Annotated in this window: 17 protein-coding genes; 9 read left to right on the forward strand and 8 right to left on the reverse strand. The window is 62.4% G+C overall.

Annotated features, from left to right (window positions below; genetic code table 11):
- The 7 genes from EOS_RS30025 to EOS_RS30050 all read right to left on the reverse strand — a co-directional run bounded on the left by EOS_RS30025 (position 1) and on the right by EOS_RS30050 (position 5,153).
- Positions 1 to 585: a DUF2946 family protein gene (locus EOS_RS30025; RefSeq protein ID WP_047895830.1), complete on the reverse strand. Its 585-nt coding sequence runs from the start codon at positions 583 to 585 to the stop codon at positions 1 to 3.
- A complete protein-coding gene (locus EOS_RS30030) occupies positions 578 to 1,729 on the reverse strand; it encodes a YheT family hydrolase (RefSeq protein ID WP_047895831.1) in 1,152 nt (383 codons plus the stop codon). Before EOS_RS30030 ends, EOS_RS30025 begins: the two co-directional genes overlap by 8 nt.
- Before the next feature lie 117 nt (positions 1,730 to 1,846).
- Positions 1,847 to 2,293 (reverse strand): nuclear transport factor 2 family protein, encoded by a 447-nt coding sequence (locus EOS_RS30035; protein ID WP_047895832.1) that lies wholly within the window; start codon positions 2,291 to 2,293, stop codon positions 1,847 to 1,849.
- A gap of 308 nt (positions 2,294 to 2,601) precedes the next feature.
- On the reverse strand, positions 2,602 to 3,651 hold the full coding sequence (gene waaF, locus EOS_RS30040; protein WP_047895833.1) for a lipopolysaccharide heptosyltransferase II: 1,050 nt from the start codon (positions 3,649 to 3,651) through the stop codon (positions 2,602 to 2,604).
- A 17-nt stretch (positions 3,652 to 3,668) separates the two neighbouring features.
- Positions 3,669 to 3,932, reverse strand: coding sequence for a hypothetical protein (locus tag EOS_RS46485; RefSeq protein WP_152693194.1), 264 nt, complete (start codon positions 3,930 to 3,932; stop codon positions 3,669 to 3,671).
- Complete coding sequence (locus EOS_RS30045) at positions 3,929 to 4,123, reverse strand: zinc-finger domain-containing protein (RefSeq protein WP_047895834.1); 195 nt, start codon at positions 4,121 to 4,123, stop codon at positions 3,929 to 3,931. Before EOS_RS30045 ends, EOS_RS46485 begins: the two co-directional genes overlap by 4 nt.
- A 106-nt stretch (positions 4,124 to 4,229) precedes the next feature.
- Complete coding sequence (locus EOS_RS30050; RefSeq protein ID WP_047895835.1) at positions 4,230 to 5,153, reverse strand: branched-chain amino acid transaminase; 924 nt, start codon at positions 5,151 to 5,153, stop codon at positions 4,230 to 4,232.
- A gap of 461 nt (positions 5,154 to 5,614) precedes the next feature.
- On the opposite strand from EOS_RS30050, the gene EOS_RS30055 reads away from it, so the two are divergent.
- The 9 genes from EOS_RS30055 (at position 5,615) to EOS_RS30095 (ending at position 16,430) form a co-directional block, all read left to right on the forward strand.
- Positions 5,615 to 6,463: an AzlC family ABC transporter permease gene (locus tag EOS_RS30055; protein ID WP_082163561.1), complete on the forward strand. Its 849-nt coding sequence runs from the start codon at positions 5,615 to 5,617 to the stop codon at positions 6,461 to 6,463.
- Positions 6,460 to 6,783: an AzlD domain-containing protein gene (locus EOS_RS30060; RefSeq protein ID WP_047895836.1), complete on the forward strand. Its 324-nt coding sequence runs from the start codon at positions 6,460 to 6,462 to the stop codon at positions 6,781 to 6,783. The genes EOS_RS30055 and EOS_RS30060 overlap by 4 nt, the downstream gene beginning before the upstream one ends.
- Positions 6,784 to 7,250: 467 nt before the next feature.
- Positions 7,251 to 8,441, forward strand: coding sequence for a phosphoglycerate kinase (locus EOS_RS30065; RefSeq protein ID WP_047895837.1), 1,191 nt, complete (start codon positions 7,251 to 7,253; stop codon positions 8,439 to 8,441).
- A 424-nt stretch (positions 8,442 to 8,865) separates the two neighbouring features.
- A complete protein-coding gene (gene pyk / locus EOS_RS30070; protein WP_047895866.1) occupies positions 8,866 to 10,302 on the forward strand; it encodes a pyruvate kinase in 1,437 nt (478 codons plus the stop codon).
- 755 nt (positions 10,303 to 11,057) lie between these two features.
- Positions 11,058 to 12,122 carry a class II fructose-bisphosphate aldolase gene (gene fba, locus EOS_RS30075; protein WP_047895838.1) on the forward strand — a complete coding sequence of 355 codons (1,065 nt, stop codon included), beginning with the start codon at positions 11,058 to 11,060 and terminating at the stop codon, positions 12,120 to 12,122.
- Between the two features lie 491 nt (positions 12,123 to 12,613).
- Positions 12,614 to 13,516 (forward strand): phosphoribosylaminoimidazolesuccinocarboxamide synthase, encoded by a 903-nt coding sequence (locus EOS_RS30080; protein ID WP_047895867.1) that lies wholly within the window; start codon positions 12,614 to 12,616, stop codon positions 13,514 to 13,516.
- Between the two features lie 108 nt (positions 13,517 to 13,624).
- Positions 13,625 to 14,158: a 5-(carboxyamino)imidazole ribonucleotide mutase gene (gene purE / locus EOS_RS30085; RefSeq protein WP_047895839.1), complete on the forward strand. Its 534-nt coding sequence runs from the start codon at positions 13,625 to 13,627 to the stop codon at positions 14,156 to 14,158.
- Positions 14,159 to 14,214: 56 nt separating this feature from the next.
- Positions 14,215 to 15,402: a 5-(carboxyamino)imidazole ribonucleotide synthase gene (locus EOS_RS30090; RefSeq protein WP_047895840.1), complete on the forward strand. Its 1,188-nt coding sequence runs from the start codon at positions 14,215 to 14,217 to the stop codon at positions 15,400 to 15,402.
- A gap of 5 nt (positions 15,403 to 15,407) precedes the next feature.
- Positions 15,408 to 16,430 carry an L-threonylcarbamoyladenylate synthase gene (locus EOS_RS30095; protein ID WP_047895841.1) on the forward strand — a complete coding sequence of 341 codons (1,023 nt, stop codon included), beginning with the start codon at positions 15,408 to 15,410 and terminating at the stop codon, positions 16,428 to 16,430.
- A gap of 85 nt (positions 16,431 to 16,515) precedes the next feature.
- Here EOS_RS30095 and EOS_RS30100 read toward each other — a convergent pair whose 3' ends face one another.
- The gene (locus EOS_RS30100; protein WP_235443005.1) at positions 16,516 to 17,700 is read right to left on the reverse strand and encodes an SGNH/GDSL hydrolase family protein; all 1,185 of its coding nucleotides are present in this window, start codon (positions 17,698 to 17,700) and stop codon (positions 16,516 to 16,518) included.
- Positions 17,701 to 17,914 lie beyond the last annotated feature (214 nt).

A 17,914-nucleotide genomic window follows, 5' to 3' on the forward strand; every position in this document is an offset into this window, starting at 1 on the left:
TTAGGAGGCCGCCGCTTTCGCCGCCGGGCTCGCGATAAACCCAAACGTGTGCTGCACATCAGCTCGCGCGATGCGCAGCAACTTCAGATCTACGCCAGCCGCGAAATGGAACACGCCCCCGGTATCGTCGAGATCGGCGTGTGTCGAAAACAGATCGAGATCGTGATCATGCAACGCAGCGACGCGCGAAACGTGAGGCGCATCCGGGAGGGCATCGGAGAAAAGCAAACCGCCTTCATCGTCGAGCCATGCCGCCGTCGGCGCGAAGCGCCCGCCCGCGTGATCGGTCAGCCGCAACGCGCCATCCGCTTCACTCAGCCGCACGATCCACGGCGTATAACCCAGCTCGACATACACGCGCTGCGGGCCGTTCTGGAAGAACCACTGACCGTCGGCATCGGCGGCGTAATTGCGGTTGATGAAGCCCAGCAGCGCTTCGTGCCGGATGATATCGCCGGGCAGACCCGCTGCCTGCGTGGCGTCGTCGCGCATGCGCCACTGACCGCGCCGGTCGAGCAGCAGCCAGCCGGTGCAATGCGGGACGTTTGGCCATTTGGCCAGCGCCTGTTTGACAATCTCATCCATGCTTGGAATCCGTGTGGTTTGCCACGTGTTGCACATGCGTCTGCAAATAGCCGAACACCCGCTGCGACAACCAGTCGATTCGCCCCGGAAACGGCCCGGTCATAAAACCGACGTGGCCGCCATGCGCGGGTTGATCGAGGGTAACAGCCGCCGACACCTCCGTCGCCGATGGCAACACGCGCCCGGGCAAAAACGGATCGTTGCGGGCGTTCAGCAGCAGCGTCGGGATGGCGATACGCGGCAAATACGGCCGCGTGGTGGCGCGGGTCCAGTAGTCGTCAGTATCGCGGAAACCGTGCAGCGGCGCGGTCACGGCGTTGTCGAAGGCGTGCAAGGTGCGGGCCGCGAGCATGGCGTCGCGGTCGAACAGGCCTGGATACTGATCGAGTTTCGCCAGCGCCTTGCACTTGAGCGTCTTGAGGAAACTGCGCGTGTAGACCATGCCGAAACCCTGCGATATCGCGTTGCCGCCGGCGTGGACATCGAGCGGCGCGGAGATCGCGGCGGCGGCGTCGAGAATGGCGGCAGCGTCCTGCTCCTGCTCGCACAGCCAGCGCAGCAGCACGTTGCCGCCGAGCGATACGCCAGCCGCGACAACCGGTCCGGCGTGCTGCGCCTTCAATCGACGCAGGACCCAGTCGACTTCGGCGCTATCGGCGAGATGATAGAAGCGCGGCAAGAGGTTCATCGATCCGCCGCAACTGCGGAAATGTGGCACGACGCCAAACCAGCCGCGCGCCTTGGCTTCGGCCATCAGGACGCGTGCATAGTGGGAGTCGGAGTTGCCTTCGAGACCGTGGAACAGGACGAAGAGCGGTGCGGTTGGATCTGGGGAGAGGGGTGTTTGTGCCGCTGTTGAGCCGTTCCCACCCGCAGCGTCATAAGACACCCAGTCGAGATCGATGAAATCGTCGTCCGGCGTCGTCCACCGTTCCCGCCGGTATTTCACCGCCGGCCGCTGCGCGAATAACGCCGGCACGATGGTCTGCGCATGGGCGGTGGGCAGCCATCGAGGCGCGCGATACAGCCATTCGGCCAGTGGTTCAGTCGCGGCGTCAGGGGCGGCCGAAGCGCTCTGCTCAGGCGCAGAGCGAAAATCCCGCGCCGGAGCGTCAGGAATGAGATGAGCAGGATCGCGTTTCATGGCGCGTCTTCAAACAGGATGCGAACGGATGCAGGCTGATCTGCCGGTCAATCTGGCAGCGCAATCTTCGAGCCGGGGTCGCCGGCTACTCCGCCTAGCGTACCCGCGAAACCGATGTCAATGCAGCGGACCTTGTCCATGTCGCATTTTCGCCGCAACCTGGCCGGCTGCTTCGTCTGGCATCGCACTAGCGTGGATATGTGCTATGCGCCATTCCCCACGTTCGTGGACCATCACATAGGTGCTGAAGACCATCGTGGGCGTGCTGCTGGGTTCGACCGGCTGATGCGCTTCGGCGATCGCGTAGACCACGGTGCCGAGACTGTCGTAGACGCGGATATCGAGTGGCTCGACTGTGACCGGCCGGCTCTCCAGTTGCGCCGAAAGGCCCGCGCGAATACTGTCCAGGCCGCTCAGGTGCGAGCCGTCCGCGCAGATGAAGGTAGCGAATTCCTCGTCGATCCAGAGCGCCATCACGCTGTCGATATTGCCCTCCGCAATGGCCTGGTAGTAGGCGTTGAGGGTATCGGCAGCGGCTTCGAAGAGGCGGGCAAAACGTGGCATGGCTAGTGGGTCTCTAACAGTCGATGCATGGCGCCCGATGTTTTCGGACAGTGAAGCGCCACGGTTCGGTCAAGTTTCAAAAGCATGCCCCCGCTTAGGGACATAAGCATGTCAGCGTCCGCCCATGACCGCAAACGCGCTGCGGACCGAGAGTCGGGAGGACGCGGGCACCGCGCCGTTGGTCCTGGGTTTGCTGACGCTGCTCCGACGAAGTCATGAAGCAGTCTTTGAAGCGGCCTTCGGTGGCCTTCGCAAGTTTGCTCAATAAACCCTGAGCCGTCTCGCCAAAGCCACTTCCACAAACCCGGTCAATGGCGCTGCATCATCAACATGCCGCGCAGATCACCGAAAACCTGCTCGGCGCCAAGCTCACGCAAACAGTTCAGATGGCCCAGCGGACACTCGCGGGCAAAGCATGGACTGCATTCGAGGTGCAGCCATTGTACCTTTGCGAGATCGGACAGGGGCGGCGTGTGGCGCGGGTCGGTCGAGCCGAACACGGCCACCAGCGGGCGGCGCAGCGCGGCGGCCACATGCATCAGGCCGGAATCGTTGGTGACCACCGCGCTGGCACGCGAGATCAGCGCGCACGCTTCGCCAAGCGAGGTCTGCCCGCACAGGTTGCGCACGTTCGGCGCGCGATCGGCAATAGCCTGGGCAATCGGCGCGTCTTTCGGCGAGCCAAGCGCGACAATCCGTGCATACGGAAACGACTGGGCAATGAACTGCGCGAGCGTCGCGAAATGCTCAGGCGGCCAGCGTTTCGCCGGACCGTATTCCGCGCCCGGACAAAACACGACGAGCGGCGCGCGCGTATCGAGATTGAAGCGGGCGGAGACGCGTGCCGCTTCGTTCAGGTCGGTATCGAGCCGGGGCACGGGCATAGGAACCGTGGCGTTTTCCTGCAGCCACGGCAGCTTCGCGCCCGGCGCGTAGGCGAGGGCGGCGTACTGGCCGACCATTGGCGGGCGCTGCCCCTTCGCCGGATTCGCATGCCGCACGTTGAGCAGGCCATAGCGGCTTTCGCCCGTATAGCCGACCCGCAGATTGATACCCGCCATCCACGGGATCAGCGCCGATTTCAGCGAATTCGGCAGCACGTACGCAGCGTCGTAACCCACGTCGCGCAGATCGCTCGCGAGTTGCCAGCGGCGCAGCAATTGCAGCTTGCCGTGGGCGAGATCGGTGGCGTAGACGTCGTGGATCTCGGGCATGCGTTCCAGCACGGGCGCGACCCACGCGGGCGCGACAGCATCGATGACAATGCGCGGATGCAGCTTCTTCAGCAGCGAAAACAGCGGCTGCGCCATCAATGCGTCACCGATCCAGTTCGGTGCGATAACCAACGCGCGACGCATCTATGTAAGTTCCAGTCTCAAAAATAACGCAGCTCACGCCGTGTGGGCGGGCTGGTCGTGGTATTGGGGGGGGTGGCGCCCGACACCCAGCGGGTCCGGCGTCGAGGCGCGACGTGCTGTGCTTTCAACTCATCGAGCGCTGCCGGCGCATGGCGTTTTACAGCACCGAAATCGGCAGCGTCGTCGGCTGCATGCAGCACAGCGTCGCTGGTGGCCGCGGCAGAAAGCGGGAGGCGTTGTTCAAACCGCCATGCCGCCTTCCCGCGAAGACGAGGATTCAATGACCCTTGATCGTTTCGCCGTCTTTCAGCTTGTAGCGCGTGCCGCAATACGGGCAACGTGCTTCGCCGTGCGAGATATCCAGGAAAACGCGCGGATGCGTGCTCCAGCGCGGCATGTTGGGGTTCGGGCAGAACGCCGGCACATCTTTCGCCGACAACTGGACCAGCGGCATTTCCTTCAGTTCGCTCATGAGCAATCTCAGTTCGTTCTAGTCTGGGGACGCGGCGAGCATGATTTTTCGACCCGCAAGATCACAGCTCACCGCCGCACGTCATGCGTCGGGTTACGCGTCTAAATCACTTAACCTGGGCGAGCCAACCAGCGTACTTCTCGTTCTTGCCGCTCACGATATCGAAGAATGCGCTTTGCAGCTTCTCCGTGATCGGGCCGCGCTTGCCTTCGCCGATGGTGCGATTGTCCAGCTCGCGGATCGGCGTGACTTCAGCGGCTGTGCCGGTAAAGAACGCTTCGTCACAGGTGTAGACCTCGTCGCGGGTGATGCGTTTTTCGATCACCGGAATGCCAAAGTCGCGCGCGAGCGTGATGACCGTGTCGCGCGTGATGCCGTCCAGGCACGACGCGAGATCCGGCGTGTACACCTTGCCGTTGTTCACCAGGAAGAAGTTTTCGCCGGAGCCTTCGGACACATAGCCGTCGACGTCGAGCAGCAGCGCTTCGTCGTAACCGTCGGTGACGGCTTCCTGGTTTGCCAGGATCGAATTCACGTACCAACCGGACGCTTTGGCGCGGACCATCGACACATTCACGTGATGGCGCGTGAACGACGATGTCTTCACGCGGATGCCCTTGGCCAGGCCGTCGTCGCCGAGATAGGCGCCCCACGGCCACGCGGCGATCGCGACGTGAATAGTGTTGCCTTTCGCCGATACCCCCAGTTTCTCCGATCCCACCCAGATGATCGGCCGGATGTAGCAGGATTCCAGCTGGTTCACCGCCACCACTTCGAGCTGCGCGGCTTCGAGCGTAGCGTGGTCGAACGGCACTTCCATCTGGAAGATCTTGGCGGAGTTGAGCAAGCGCTTGGTGTGGTCTTTCAGGCGAAAGATCGACGTGCCGTTGCCGGTCTTGTAGGCGCGCACGCCTTCAAAAACGCCCATGCCGTAGTGCAGCGTATGGGTGAGCACGTGGATGTTGGCGTCGCGCCAGTCGATCAGCTTGCCATCCATCCAGATCTTGCCGTCGCGGTCGGCCATTGACATACGATTCTCCTGGCGAGTTGTGTGCACATGATGAGTGGGTCGCCCGCTCACGTCCGTTTTCGCACGCTTGATTCACCTGCTGAACCGGCGCGGCGCTCAGGATTTCAGCGCAAACCGGCGCAAACGGTCGGGCGACCAAAGACCGTCATTTTAGCGTCTTTTCGACTAAAAAATGGGCGCAGTCGGCCTTTTGGCGCCTTTCACGACGCTATAATTCGCCTTTCGCCGTCACGCGATGTGCTCAGGGTGCAGTCAAAGTTGCGGTTCGACAGCAAGCCGTGAGGGACGTCCGAAAGCCCGCCGTCCGAATGGGTTGGCTTGATTCAAGGCTCGGCTCGCGGCTTTTCAGTCGTTTTAGCCCACGATTCAGGCCCGATCCGCGGCGGGATTTATCGGATAGTCCGCGTTCTTCAGTTTTCACCGCCCAACTGCACGGCACACCGCGACTCGCACCAATCTCCATGTTCGACCGGCTGTCAGACCTCAACCGACGCGCGTTTCTCGATGGCGTCAAAACCCTCTCTCCGGCGGTTCCGGCCACCTTCTCGTGGGGGCTTGTCACCGGCATCGCGATGGCCAAGTCCGTGCTGAGCGTGCCGCAGGCGCTTGGCATGTCGCTCGCGGTCTACGCGGGGTCGTCGCAACTCGCCGTCCTGCCGTTGTTCGCCGCCAAGCTGCCGCTCTGGACCATCCTGCTGACCGCCGCCATGGTCAACCTGCGTTTCGTCATTTTCAGCGCGGGGCTCGCGCCGCATTTCGCCTATTTGCCGCTGCACCGGCGGCTGGTGCTCGGCTATTTCAACGGCGACATCATTTATCTGATGTTCCAGAAACGCAATTTCCCGACCGGCTACCAGCCTGGCAAGGAGGCGTTTTTCTGGGGCATGGCGGCGACGAGCTGGTCTTCGTGGCAAGTTTCATCAATAGTGGGAATCCTGCTCGCCAGCCTTTTCCCCGATAACTGGGGCCTCGAGCTCGCCGGCACGCTTGCGCTGATTCCGCTGATCGTCTCGGCGATAGCGACGCGCTCCACGCTGGCCGCTGTTGCCGTAGCAAGCGTGATAGCGCTGCTTACGCTGGACCTGCCATATCGGCTTTCGCTGCCGCTGGCGGTGGCTGCGGCGCTGCTCGCCGGAACCTTCGCCGATATCATGGCCGAGAAGATGGGCGCAGGACGCAAGACCACGGGCGCAAAAAGCCCGGCCCCGCGTCTCACCGAAACCGAGCCGCTGAATCCCTCGCTCGATATCAAACAACCCGATCTCGACAAAGCCGTCGCCAGCCCCAAAAACACCGGGAGGGCCCGATGAGCGCCGCGCAAGTCTGGCTCGCGATAGCCGGCATGGCGCTGATCACCGGCATCACGCGCGCGCTATTCCTGATGGGCGGCGAGCGCATGATCCTGCCCGAGCGCGTGCAGCGCGCGCTGCGCTACGCACCGGCTGCGGCGCTGGTCGCCGTCGTGGTGCCCGACCTGCTCATCACGCCGAACGGCCTGTCGATCGCGTTCTCGAATCACGCGTTGTACGCGTCGCTGTGTGGTCTCGCCTGGTTCTTGTGGCGCCGCGGAATGCTCGGGACAATTGTCGTCGGCATGATTGTTTTCACGGTCTTGCGGCTGTTCGCTTGACGCGCGTTTTGTTGCGGCGCGTCATGAAAAGGCGCACAAAGTCAGGTATCCCGAATCTCGGGGATTTGCGTTTCCTGCGTTGGACGGGCATGGGTATCGGTTAAAATGGCGCTCTCGCTGTCGTATCGAATGAGGTCGAACGTGTATCCGGCAGTCACCGCACAACAGCTTTACTCGCTCCATTCTCCGCTGCAACGCCTCGTCGCATGGACACCCATGGCGTCGGCGAAAGTGGCGGCACACCTCGTTTCATCGTCCTCGAATCGTTCAAATAGTTTGCCCGGCGCCGGTCGTCGTGCAGCGTGGCGCCATACAACGTGGATCTCGCGCCGGCACCTCGTCGAAGCCGCCTTGATACCGTCAATTTCCCCGTAGCGACCCTTGTGAGCCCACTGGCGTAAGTCCCGCGCTCGCAGTTTCCGTCCGCCCGAACCGCTTTCCAATCACCCGCTCACACGCTGACTCCCATGACGAAAGTACTGCGTTTCACCGATCTGATCGCCGAAGGCAAAGTGTCCGGCAAACGTGTTTTCATCCGCGCCGATCTCAACGTCCCACAGGACGACCAGGGCAATATCACTGAAGACACGCGCGTGCGCGCCTCGGTGCCGGCCATTCAAAAAGCGCTGGCAGCGGGCGCGGCCGTGATGGTTACGTCCCACCTCGGCCGCCCGACGGAAGGGCAGTTCAAACCGGAAGATTCGCTCGCGCCGGTGGCCAAGCGCCTCGGCGAATTGCTCGGCCGCGATGTGCCGCTGATCGCCGACTGGGTCGACGGTGCGCAGGTGCAGCCGGGCCAGGTCGTGCTGCTCGAAAACTGCCGCTGCAACAAGGGTGAGAAGAAGAACGACGATGCGTTGTCACAGAAGCTCGCCAAACTCTGCGATATCTACGTGAACGACGCGTTCGGTACGGCGCATCGCGCAGAAGCGACTACGCACGGCATCGCGAAATACGCAGCCGTGGCGTGCGCCGGCCCGCTGCTTGCCGCCGAACTCGATGCCCTCGGCAAGGCGCTCGGCGAGCCGAAGCGCCCGCTGGTGGCGATCGTTGCCGGATCGAAGGTATCGACGAAACTCACCATCCTCAAGTCGCTGGCGGAGAAGGTGGATCAACTGATCGTGGGCGGCGGGATTGCCAATACGTTCATGCTTGCGTCGGGGTTGAAGATCGGCAAGTCGCTGGCGGAGAAGGATCTCGTCGATGAAGCCAAGGCCATCATCAGCGAAGCGCGTGCGCGTGGGGCGTCGGTGCCGATTCCTAGCGACGTCGTGACTGCGAAGGAATTTGCCGCGACCGCGAAGGCGGAAACCAAAGCCGTCGATCAAGTGCAGGACGATGACCTGATCCTCGATATCGGTCCGGACACCGCCAAGGCGCTTGCCGCGCAGTTGGAAAAGGCGGGCACCATTGTGTGGAACGGGCCGGTCGGCGTGTTCGAATTCGATCAGTTCGGCAACGGCACGAAGACGCTGGCGGATGCCATCGCGAACTCGTCGGCGTTTTCGATTGCAGGTGGTGGCGACACGCTCGCGGCCATCCAGAAGTACGGCATCCACGACAAGATCAGCTATATATCGACTGGCGGCGGCGCGTTCCTGGAGTTCCTGGAAGGCAAGACGCTGCCGGCGGTGGAAGTGCTCGAATCGCGGGCCTGAGCCGATGAAGCGCGCCACGTCGAAGAGCCATCGTCCCGAGTCCGTAGTTGCTGCTGATAAGAAAGAGTGGGTTGCTGATGCAGGTTTGTCAGTGGCCGCGGAGATTGGATCGAGGGTGGCGGTGGGCGTCAAGCCCGGCCCTGCTCGCGCTTCCGGCAAATCGAAGCGGTCCGTCGTAGCGCCTGCCCGGCGTGGTGTGGATTTAAAGCAGGAAACGAAGCAGGAAATAAGGAAGGAAGCGGCGGTCATGATCGGTGGCGCGAATGCGTCGCTGATTCCGGGCGCCCATCAGATGTCGAATACCGATCAAAAAGCGACGCTGGCTCGAGCTGGCGCGCGTTCGCAGGCGGAGACAATTTCATCCCCGTCGGCACACCGTACTCGCAGCGCTGTTTCAGGCGATACCACCCAGACGAGGAGTTCCATGCATCGCGCTACAAAGATTGTCGCCACTATCGGCCCCGCTTCCAGTTCCCCGGAGATCCTGCTGCAGATGATGCAGGCGGGTCTCGACGTGGTCCGCTTCAACTTCTCGCACGGCACCGCCGACGACCATCGCCAGCGCGCGCAATACGTTCGCGATGCCGCGAAGCAATGCGGCCGCGAAGTCGCGCTGATGGCCGACCTGCAAGGCCCAAAGATTCGCGTGGGCAAGTTCGAGAACGGCAAGGTCACGCTGATCGCGGGCAACCCGTTCATCCTCGACGCCCGCTGTGAGCTGGGCAATGACGAACGCGTCGGCCTGGACTATCCGGATTTGCCGCGAGATCTGCGCGCGAATGACGTGCTGCTGCTCAACGACGGCCTGATCGTGCTCGACGTTGTTCGCGTGATTGGCGAAGAGATTCACACCACGGTGAAAGTGGGCGGCGATCTCTCGAATAACAAGGGTATCAATCGTCAGGGCGGGGGTCTTACGGCGCCGGCGCTGACCGAGAAGGACATGGAGGACATCAAGACGGCGATGTCCCTGGGCGCGGACTTTGTCGCGGTGTCGTTTCCGAAGAACGCCACCGACATGGAAATGGCGCGGCAACTGGCGAACATCGCGGGTGCGCCGTATGGCATCAAGCCGAAGATGATCGCGAAGATCGAGCGTGCGGAAGCGATTCCGGCGCTGCAAGGCATTCTCGATGCCTCCGACGGCATCATGGTCGCGCGTGGCGATCTGGCGGTGGAAGTGGGCAATGCGGCTGTGCCGGCGTTGCAGAAGCGCATGATCCGCATGGCGCGCGAGTCGAACAAGTTCGTGATCACGGCCACGCAGATGATGGAGTCGATGATCCACGCGCCCGTGCCGACCCGCGCTGAGGTGTCGGACGTGGCGAATGCCGTGCTTGACGGCACGGATGCGGTGATGTTGTCGGCGGAAACGGCGGCGGGTAAATATCCGGTGACGACCATCGAGACGATGGCGGCGATTTGCCTCGAAGCCGAGAAGTCGGAGCAGAGCGAGCTCGACAAGGATTTTCTTGATCGCACGTTCACGCGGATCGATCAGTCGATTGCGATGGGTGCGCTGTTCACGGCTTATCACTTGGGTGCGAAGGCGATTGTTGCGTTGACTGAGTCGGGCGCGACTGCGCTGTGGATGTCGCGGCACTGGTCGCATGTGCCTATTTTTGCGCTGACGCCGCGGGTGGGGAGTGAGCGGACGATGGCGCTTTATCGGAATGTGACTTCGTTGCACCTGGATACGAACAGCGATCGTGATGTCGCGCTTCAGCAGGCGCTGGAAGTGGTTGTGTCGAAGGGTTATGCGGCACGCGGCGATATGGTTGTGTTGACTGTCGGGGAGCCGATGGGGCAGGCCGGCGGGACTAATGCGATGAAGATTGTGCGAGTGGGAGATCCGTTCTAGGTTTTTCGTTCGCACAGGGTTTTTCGCTCGCGCCGGTGGACGGGTTTGGTTTGGGTCTGCCGGTGCGGGTGGTCGGGGGTGGTGCCGGGTTGGTGCCGGGTTGGTGCTTTCGGCGTTAGTGGTCTGCGTGAGTTAGCTGTTCTCTTTTTCACTATTAGCCACTGCGCATGGCGGCACGTCATTTCTGTCCAAAGCGACAAAGAAACGAAGCAAAGAAAACGCCTCCCAACCATCGGCAAGTTAGTGTCCCTAGCGTGCAGGCCTCAGCTTTTGGCACCTGATAGCACAGTGCTCGCCAGACTTGATAATGTTTGAACCCCTCCTTCTCGCGAATCCTGACACGAACACGCTTCGCCCCCAACGCTCTCGGGCAAGCACCGTGACCCCCAGACCATGACGGCCTCACGTGTGCTGGTTGCCTCATTTCATGATGGGTTGGCTACGTGATCCGCGTGCTTCTTTTTTGAGGTGGTTGTACGCGGATAGCGCGGGGTGAACCTGTGGCAGGTTCAGTCACTGGTGGCGAAGCGTGTGGGTATCCGTGTTCGGAGAGGTCGGGCTTCAAACATCCGTCAGTCTGGCGAGCTGGGGGTGACCCAGTCCCCCGGACGCAACCCCCGACGTGTCGCCACGCACAGTGGCCAATAGTAAAAACAGCCAACATATAACAACAGCCCGACCCGAAACCAACACCCCTCAGGTCCACCGGCGCGAGCAAGACCCCAGATTTCGTTCCATCTCAAGGAGTTTCACCCATGCCTCTCGTATCAATGCGACAACTGCTGGATCACGCGGCTGAAAACGGCTACGCGCTTCCGGCGTTCAACGTCAACAACCTGGAGCAAGTACAGGCGATCATGGCAGCCGCCGACCAGGTCAACGCACCGGTCATCATGCAAGCCTCCGCCGGCGCGCGGAAATACGCCGGCGAAGCGTTCCTGCGTCACTTGATCGAAGCAGCAGTGGAGTCGTATCCACATATCCCGGTTGTGATGCACCAAGACCACGGGCAATCGCCAGCAGTCTGCATGGCAGCCATCCGCAGCGGCTTCACCAGCGTAATGATGGACGGCTCGCTTGAAGCCGACGGCAAAAGCGTCGCATCGTATGAATACAACGTCGATGTATCGCGGAAAGTGGTCGAAGCAGCACACTCCATCGGCGTGACGGTGGAAGCCGAACTCGGCGTGCTCGGCTCGCTGGAAACCATGAAGGGCGACAAGGAAGACGGCCACGGCGCCGAAGGCACCATGACCCGCGAGCAGTTGCTCACCGACGTCGAACAAGCCGCCGACTTCGTGAAGAGAACCCAGTGCGATGCGCTGGCAATTGCCATCGGTACGTCGCACGGCGCGTATAAGTTCACCAAGAAGCCGACCGGCGATATCCTCGCCATCCAACGCATCAAGGAAATTCACCAGCGCATTCCGAACACGCACTTGGTGATGCACGGATCGTCGTCGGTGCCGCAGGACCTGCTGGCCGAAATCCGGGAATTCGGCGGCGACATGAAAGAGACCTATGGCGTGCCGGTTGAGGAAATCCAGGAAGGAATCCGTCACGGTGTACGCAAGGTGAACATCGATACCGACCTGCGTCTGGCAATAACGGGTGCAATTCGCCGCTATTTCGGCGAAAATCCGTCGAAATTCGACCCTCGCGATTACCTGAAACCGGCCCGCGAAGCCGCGAAGAAGATCTGCCTCGAACGCTACATGCAGTTCGGTTGCGAAGGCCAGGCAAGCAAGATCAAACCAGTCCCGCTCGATAAAATCGCCGAGAAGTACAAGTCCGGCGAGTTGGCCCAGATCGTCAGGTAAGTGGATTGATGCCGGCCGGGTCTCGTTCAACAAGCCAGGCCGGCATGCTTGAGCTTCGGTTTTGCCGTGTGTAACAGATTCCGTGCAATTGGCGCGGCAGGCAGAACGCTTGTGACAGCGCGGCGCGGCTTGGGTATGTCATCGGCTTGGTGTTGGGCGCGAGGGCGGCGTCGAAGGCGGCCTTGGTGCTGGGCTCAGAACTCGGCCTATTTTGGGATAGCCGTCCTAAAATACCGGTTGCTCGAATCTTCCCGCGATGTGGCTGCGGGAATGACAAATCCGGTCCGTCCGCCCGACCCGTTTACAATGACGTTGAGTCGCGCTTGGCGCCCGGTTTGACACTGGGCATCGAGATGCAGAATGGATGCAAAGGCCGGCCCCGGGCGCATGACGGAGCCGGCCGACACGAACCGCCGTTCCCGCAATTCCGGGGAACGGCGCGTTGGTTTTTTCTCTCAGCCTGATTTGCGGCACTTTTCCGGTAGATGACGATGTCCACCTCACATTCCCCGCTGTACGAATCCACGCTGAAATCGTTGCCCCTGCTCGGGCGCGGCAAGGTCCGCGACAACTACGCAGTTGGCACCGACAAGCTCCTGATCGTGACCACCGACCGTCTGTCGGCGTTCGACGTGATCATGGGCGAACCGATTCCGAACAAAGGCCGCGTCCTGAACCAGATGGCCGATTTCTGGTTCGCGAAGCTCTCGCACATCGTGCCGAACCACAATACGGGCATCGACCCGGCAACGGTCGTCGCCGCCGACGAAGCCGATCAAGTCAAAGGCCGCGCCGTTGTGGTGAAGCGCCTGGAGCCGATCCTGGTGGAAGCGGTCGTGCGCGGTTATCTGGCCGGCAGCGGCTGGAAGGACTATCAGGCAACGGGTTCGGTCTGCGGCGTGGAATTGCCGCCGGGGCTGAAGAACGCCGAAAAGCTGCCCGAGCCGATTTTCACGCCGGCAGCGAAGGCCGAAATGGGCCATCACGACGAAAACATCACCTACGATGAGATGGAACGCCGCATCGGCACGGAACTGTCTGCGACCATCCGCGAGATTTCCATCAAGCTGTACAAGGAAGCGGCCGAATATGCGGCAACGCGCGGCATCATCATCGCGGATACGAAGTTCGAATTCGGGCTGGACACGCGCGGCGAACTGTTCCTGATGGACGAAGTGCTGACCGCGGATTCATCGCGTTTCTGGCCGGCAGACGGATATCAGGTCGGCACGAACCCGCCATCATTCGATAAGCAATTCGTGCGCGACTGGCTCGAAACACAAGCGTGGGGCAAGACGCCCCCGGCGCCGAAGTTGCCGGAAGACGTGATCGCGAAGACGGCCGAGAAGTACGAGGAAGCGTTGCAGCGTTTGACCGGGCAGTCGCTGGCGTAAAGGGTCTCGGGGTGCATCCACGCACCTCGACGCGATCGGCTCCTAAACACCCGCATCACCCGAAAAAGGCTGCCAAAGGCCTGTTTACCCCCAAAGGAATGCAGCACGATGAGCGAAGTCCAGACCGCCGCCGCGGCCCACACGCATGACGCACCGTTGATCGGCGTGTTAATGGGTTCCAGTTCCGACTGGGACGTGATGAAAAACGCGGTCGCGATCCTGCAGGAATTCGGCGTGCCCTACGAAGCGAAGGTCGTATCCGCGCACCGCATGCCCGACGAGATGTTCGCCTACGCCGAAAGCGCACGCGCGCGCGGGTTGGCCGCGATCATCGCGGGGGCGGGCGGCGCGGCGCATCTGCCGGGCATGCTGGCCGCTAAAACCACGGTGCCGGTGCTGGGCGTGCCGGTATCGAGTAAATATCTGAAGGGCGTGGATTCGCTGCATTCGATCGTGCAGATGCCCAAGGGCGTGCCCGTCGCGACATTTGCCATCGGCGAGGCGGGCGCGGCGAACGCGGCGTTGTTCGCGGTCTCCATACTCGCTGTCACCCAAACCGCCTACGCTGACAAACTCGCCGCATTCCGCACGCGCCAGAACGACGCAGCGCACGCGATGGTCCTCCCGCCGCTCTCGCTCTGAAAAGCAGCAGCTTCAAGTAACACTTCCGGCCGCGACCGACTGACCGACTCCACACCATGAACGCACAGACCCAACCCAGTTCTCCCATCCAGCCGGGCGCATGGCTCGGCATGGTCGGCGGCGGCCAGCTCGGCCGCATGTTCTGTTTCGCCGCGCAGTCCATGGGCTATCGCGTGGCGGTCCTCGATCCGGACGAAACCAGTCCGGCAGGTTCCGTCGCCGATAAACACCTGCGCGCCGCCTACCACGATCCCTCCGCGCTGACGGAACTCGCGCGCTTGTGCGCGGCGGTATCGACGGAATTCGAGAACGTGCCGTCCGCCAGCCTCGATTTCCTCGCGAAAACCACCTTCGTCAGCCCGGCCGGCCGATGCGTGGCTATTGCGCAGGATCGCGTGGCGGAGAAGCGGTTTATCGCGAGTACGGGCGTGCCGGTGGCGCCGCATGTGGTGATCGAGTCGCCGGAAGCACTGGCCGCTTTGAGCGATCAACAGATCGCCGCCGTCTTGCCCGGGATCCTGAAGACCGCGCGGCTAGGCTACGACGGTAAAGGCCAGACGAGCGTGCGCAATGTCGACGAAGTGCGCACCGCTTACGGTTCGCTCGCCGGCGTGCCGTGCGTGCTCGAAAAACGCATGCCGCTGAAGTTCGAGGTTTCAGTGCTGATCGCGCGCGCCGGCGATGGCAAATCGGCCGTATTTCCGCTCGCGCAGAACCACCATGTCGGCGGGATTCTTGCCAGGACCGTCGTGCCCGCTCCCGACGCAACGCCCGCGCTCGTCGCGCAGGCGCAGGACGCCGCGCTCACGATCGCCGCGAAGCTGGATTACGTCGGCGTGTTGTGCGTGGAGTTTTTCATCCTGGAAGACGGCACGCTGATCGCGAACGAAATGGCGCCGCGTCCGCATAATTCCGGCCATTACACCGTCGATGCCTGCGCGACGAGCCAGTTCGAGCAGCAAGTCCGCGCGATGACCGGCATGCCGCTCGGCGACACGCGCCAGCATTCGCCGGCCGCGATGCTGAATATTCTCGGCGATGTCTGGTTCGAAGGCGCGAAGGCGCGCACACCGCCGTGGCACGACGTAATCGCGTTGCCGACTGCGCGGCTGCATCTGTACGGCAAGGAAGAGGCGCGGCCCGGCCGCAAGATGGGCCATGTGAATTTCACCGGGGCCACGCTGGAAGAAGTTCGCACGGCGGCGCGCGATTGCGCCCGCATGCTGCACATTCCGCTGGACTAACCTTGATGACTTTCGACGCTCCCACCGTCGCGCAAATTCACGAGGCTGCCGCATTGCTCGACGCCGGCCAGCTCGTCGCGTTTCCGACGGAAACCGTCTACGGACTAGGCGGTGACGCCGAGAATCCTGAAGCCATTGCGAGGATTTATGCGGCGAAAGGGCGGCCATCGAATCATCCGGTGATCGTGCATCTCGCGCCCGGCAGTGATCCGGCGTACTGGGTCGAGACGCTTGTCCCCGATGCGCAGAAACTCATCGACGCCTTCTGGCCCGGTCCGCTCACGCTGATCCTGAAGCGCGCCACGCATGTGCCGGCAGCGGTCAGCGGTGGGCAGGATTCGGTCGCGATTCGCTGTCCGTCGCACCCGGTTGCGCAGGCGCTGCTCACCGCCTTCAGCACGATGCGCGACGGTCATGGCGGTGTGGCGGCGCCATCGGCGAATCGGTTCGGTCATGTCAGCCCGACCACGGCGCAGCATGTCCGCGATGAATTCGGCGCAAGCGTGCATGTGCTCGATGGCGGGGCGGCGAAAGTGGGCATTGAATCGACGATTCTGGATCTGTCGCGTGGTTTTCCCGCGCTGCTCAGGCCGGGACATGTGAGTCCGTTGGAGATCGCGGATGTGCTTGGCGTGATGCCGCGCCTGCCCGATGGCAGCGACGCCAGCGCGCCGCGCGCGTCCGGCACGCTGAAGGCGCATTACGCGCCTCGCACGCCGCTGAGCTTGTTGCCGTTCGCGGCGCTGGAACGGTTGCTCGCGGCGCATCCACTAGATGCCCGCAAGAAGCTGGCGCTGGTTGCGCGGACATCGAGCGCGGGGAAGTGGGCAAAAGCGCCGAACGTGCATTTCATCGCCGCACCGGACGATCCGCAGTCTTACGCTCGCGAGTTGTACGGTTTGCTGCGTACGCTCGATCGCGCCGACGTCGAACGGATCCTGATCGAGACGTTGCCGGTATCGGCGGAATGGAGCGCGGTGAACGACCGGTTAGGGCGGGCTGCGGCGGCGTTTGAAGAGCAGGGGTAGGGAAGCGTCGCACTGAAATCGACATAGCAAAACGCCCGGTCATTCCAACCGGGCGTTTTCGCTTCATTCCCTCATCCAGCCAAACTTATTTCCCCAACCCGCTCTTCGCGATCTGCTGCTCCACAAACGTCGAAAACAACGCGTGCAGATGCGTCGTCGGATGCACCGTATCGGCGTACATATACGTTTGGTCTGCGCCTGCCACCGTGTAGGTTTGCGGTGCGCAGAACAGCGACGTACCGAACGCGGTCGGATTCGGCTCGCCAAACTTGGTCGCGGCAGCAATCATCGAGGCGAGATTACAGGCCGTGCCCGTATTTGACACCGTGAAGCCGTTCGCCTGATAGTTCGCCTGGATGCCGTCGACCCAGGAGTAGGCATCGACGTAGATCACCTTCGACAACAGCCCGGCCTGCTGCAGCGCGCCCTGCAGCGTGCCATTGAACAACTGCGTCACTTGCGAGAGGGTCACGCCCTTGTCGGCGCTGGCCAGACCCTGCGGCGATCCGCCGATGTCAGGAATCGTCGAGACCACCACGTGCGTCGCCCCGGCTTGCACCACCCGGCCGATGACCGTCGCCAGGTCGATCGCAGCCTGGCTGATTGCAGTGGTCGCGGCGGTCTGCGCCGCGGCGCCCGCTGCGCCTGCCTGTGTGGCTGTGATGGTTCCCGCGGCGAGCTGGGCCTGGATAGCTGCGACGGTCGTTTGCTCCACGGTCAGGTTGTAGAAGATGTCGTTGGCGCCGCCGTTTATCAGCACGAGCTGGTTGGCGTTGAACGAGCCATGCGCCGAGATATACGACGTGACCTGGTCGTTGATCGGAATTGTCGTAGCCTGCGAGAAGTCTGCGTTCGCCGTGCCCGGCGTGGCATGACCGACGCCCGACTGCAGCGTCACGCGCGCGCCGCCCTGCGCATAGCCCAAGCCGCTGCCCGGCGCGAGCGGTACGCCGAAACCACCGGTTTCCGCGGCCGTCAGCGTGTCGCCGTAATACTGCGCGACGTTCTGGGTCCAGACCTGGCCGGGGTTGGTGGTGAAACGGCCACCGCCGAAGTTGGCGGTCGCAACCGGCGCATACGTGCCGACATCCGAGAGGCTGTCGCCAAACGACACCACCTGCAGTTTCACGCCGCCCGCCGGCGTGTTGTTGTTATCGCCGCCGCCACCGCACGCGGCCAGCAGGGTGAGCGCGGCAAACGCAGTGGCGGTCTGGAAGGTGCGCAGCCAGTGCGTTTGGCGCGTCCCGGGTTTCGTCAGAGCGGGTTTCATTAACTTCATCTCCTCGTTCCTCGTTTATCTCGTCATGTGGTCTGCACGCCGCTTCGAGGTTACTGTCGGCTGGCTTCCCGCGTGCGCGTTGGCTTCGGACGACACGCACTGCGGACAATGCCTGTCGTCGGCTTGGCGTGGCGATAGCTTACCGAATCTTTAAGAAGATTTGAGATGTTTCCTACGAGGGTTTGCCTGTGGTTGCAGGCGGGGC

The organism is Caballeronia mineralivorans PML1(12), from assembly GCF_001028175.1.
Lineage (GTDB): Bacteria > Pseudomonadota > Gammaproteobacteria > Burkholderiales > Burkholderiaceae > Caballeronia > Caballeronia mineralivorans.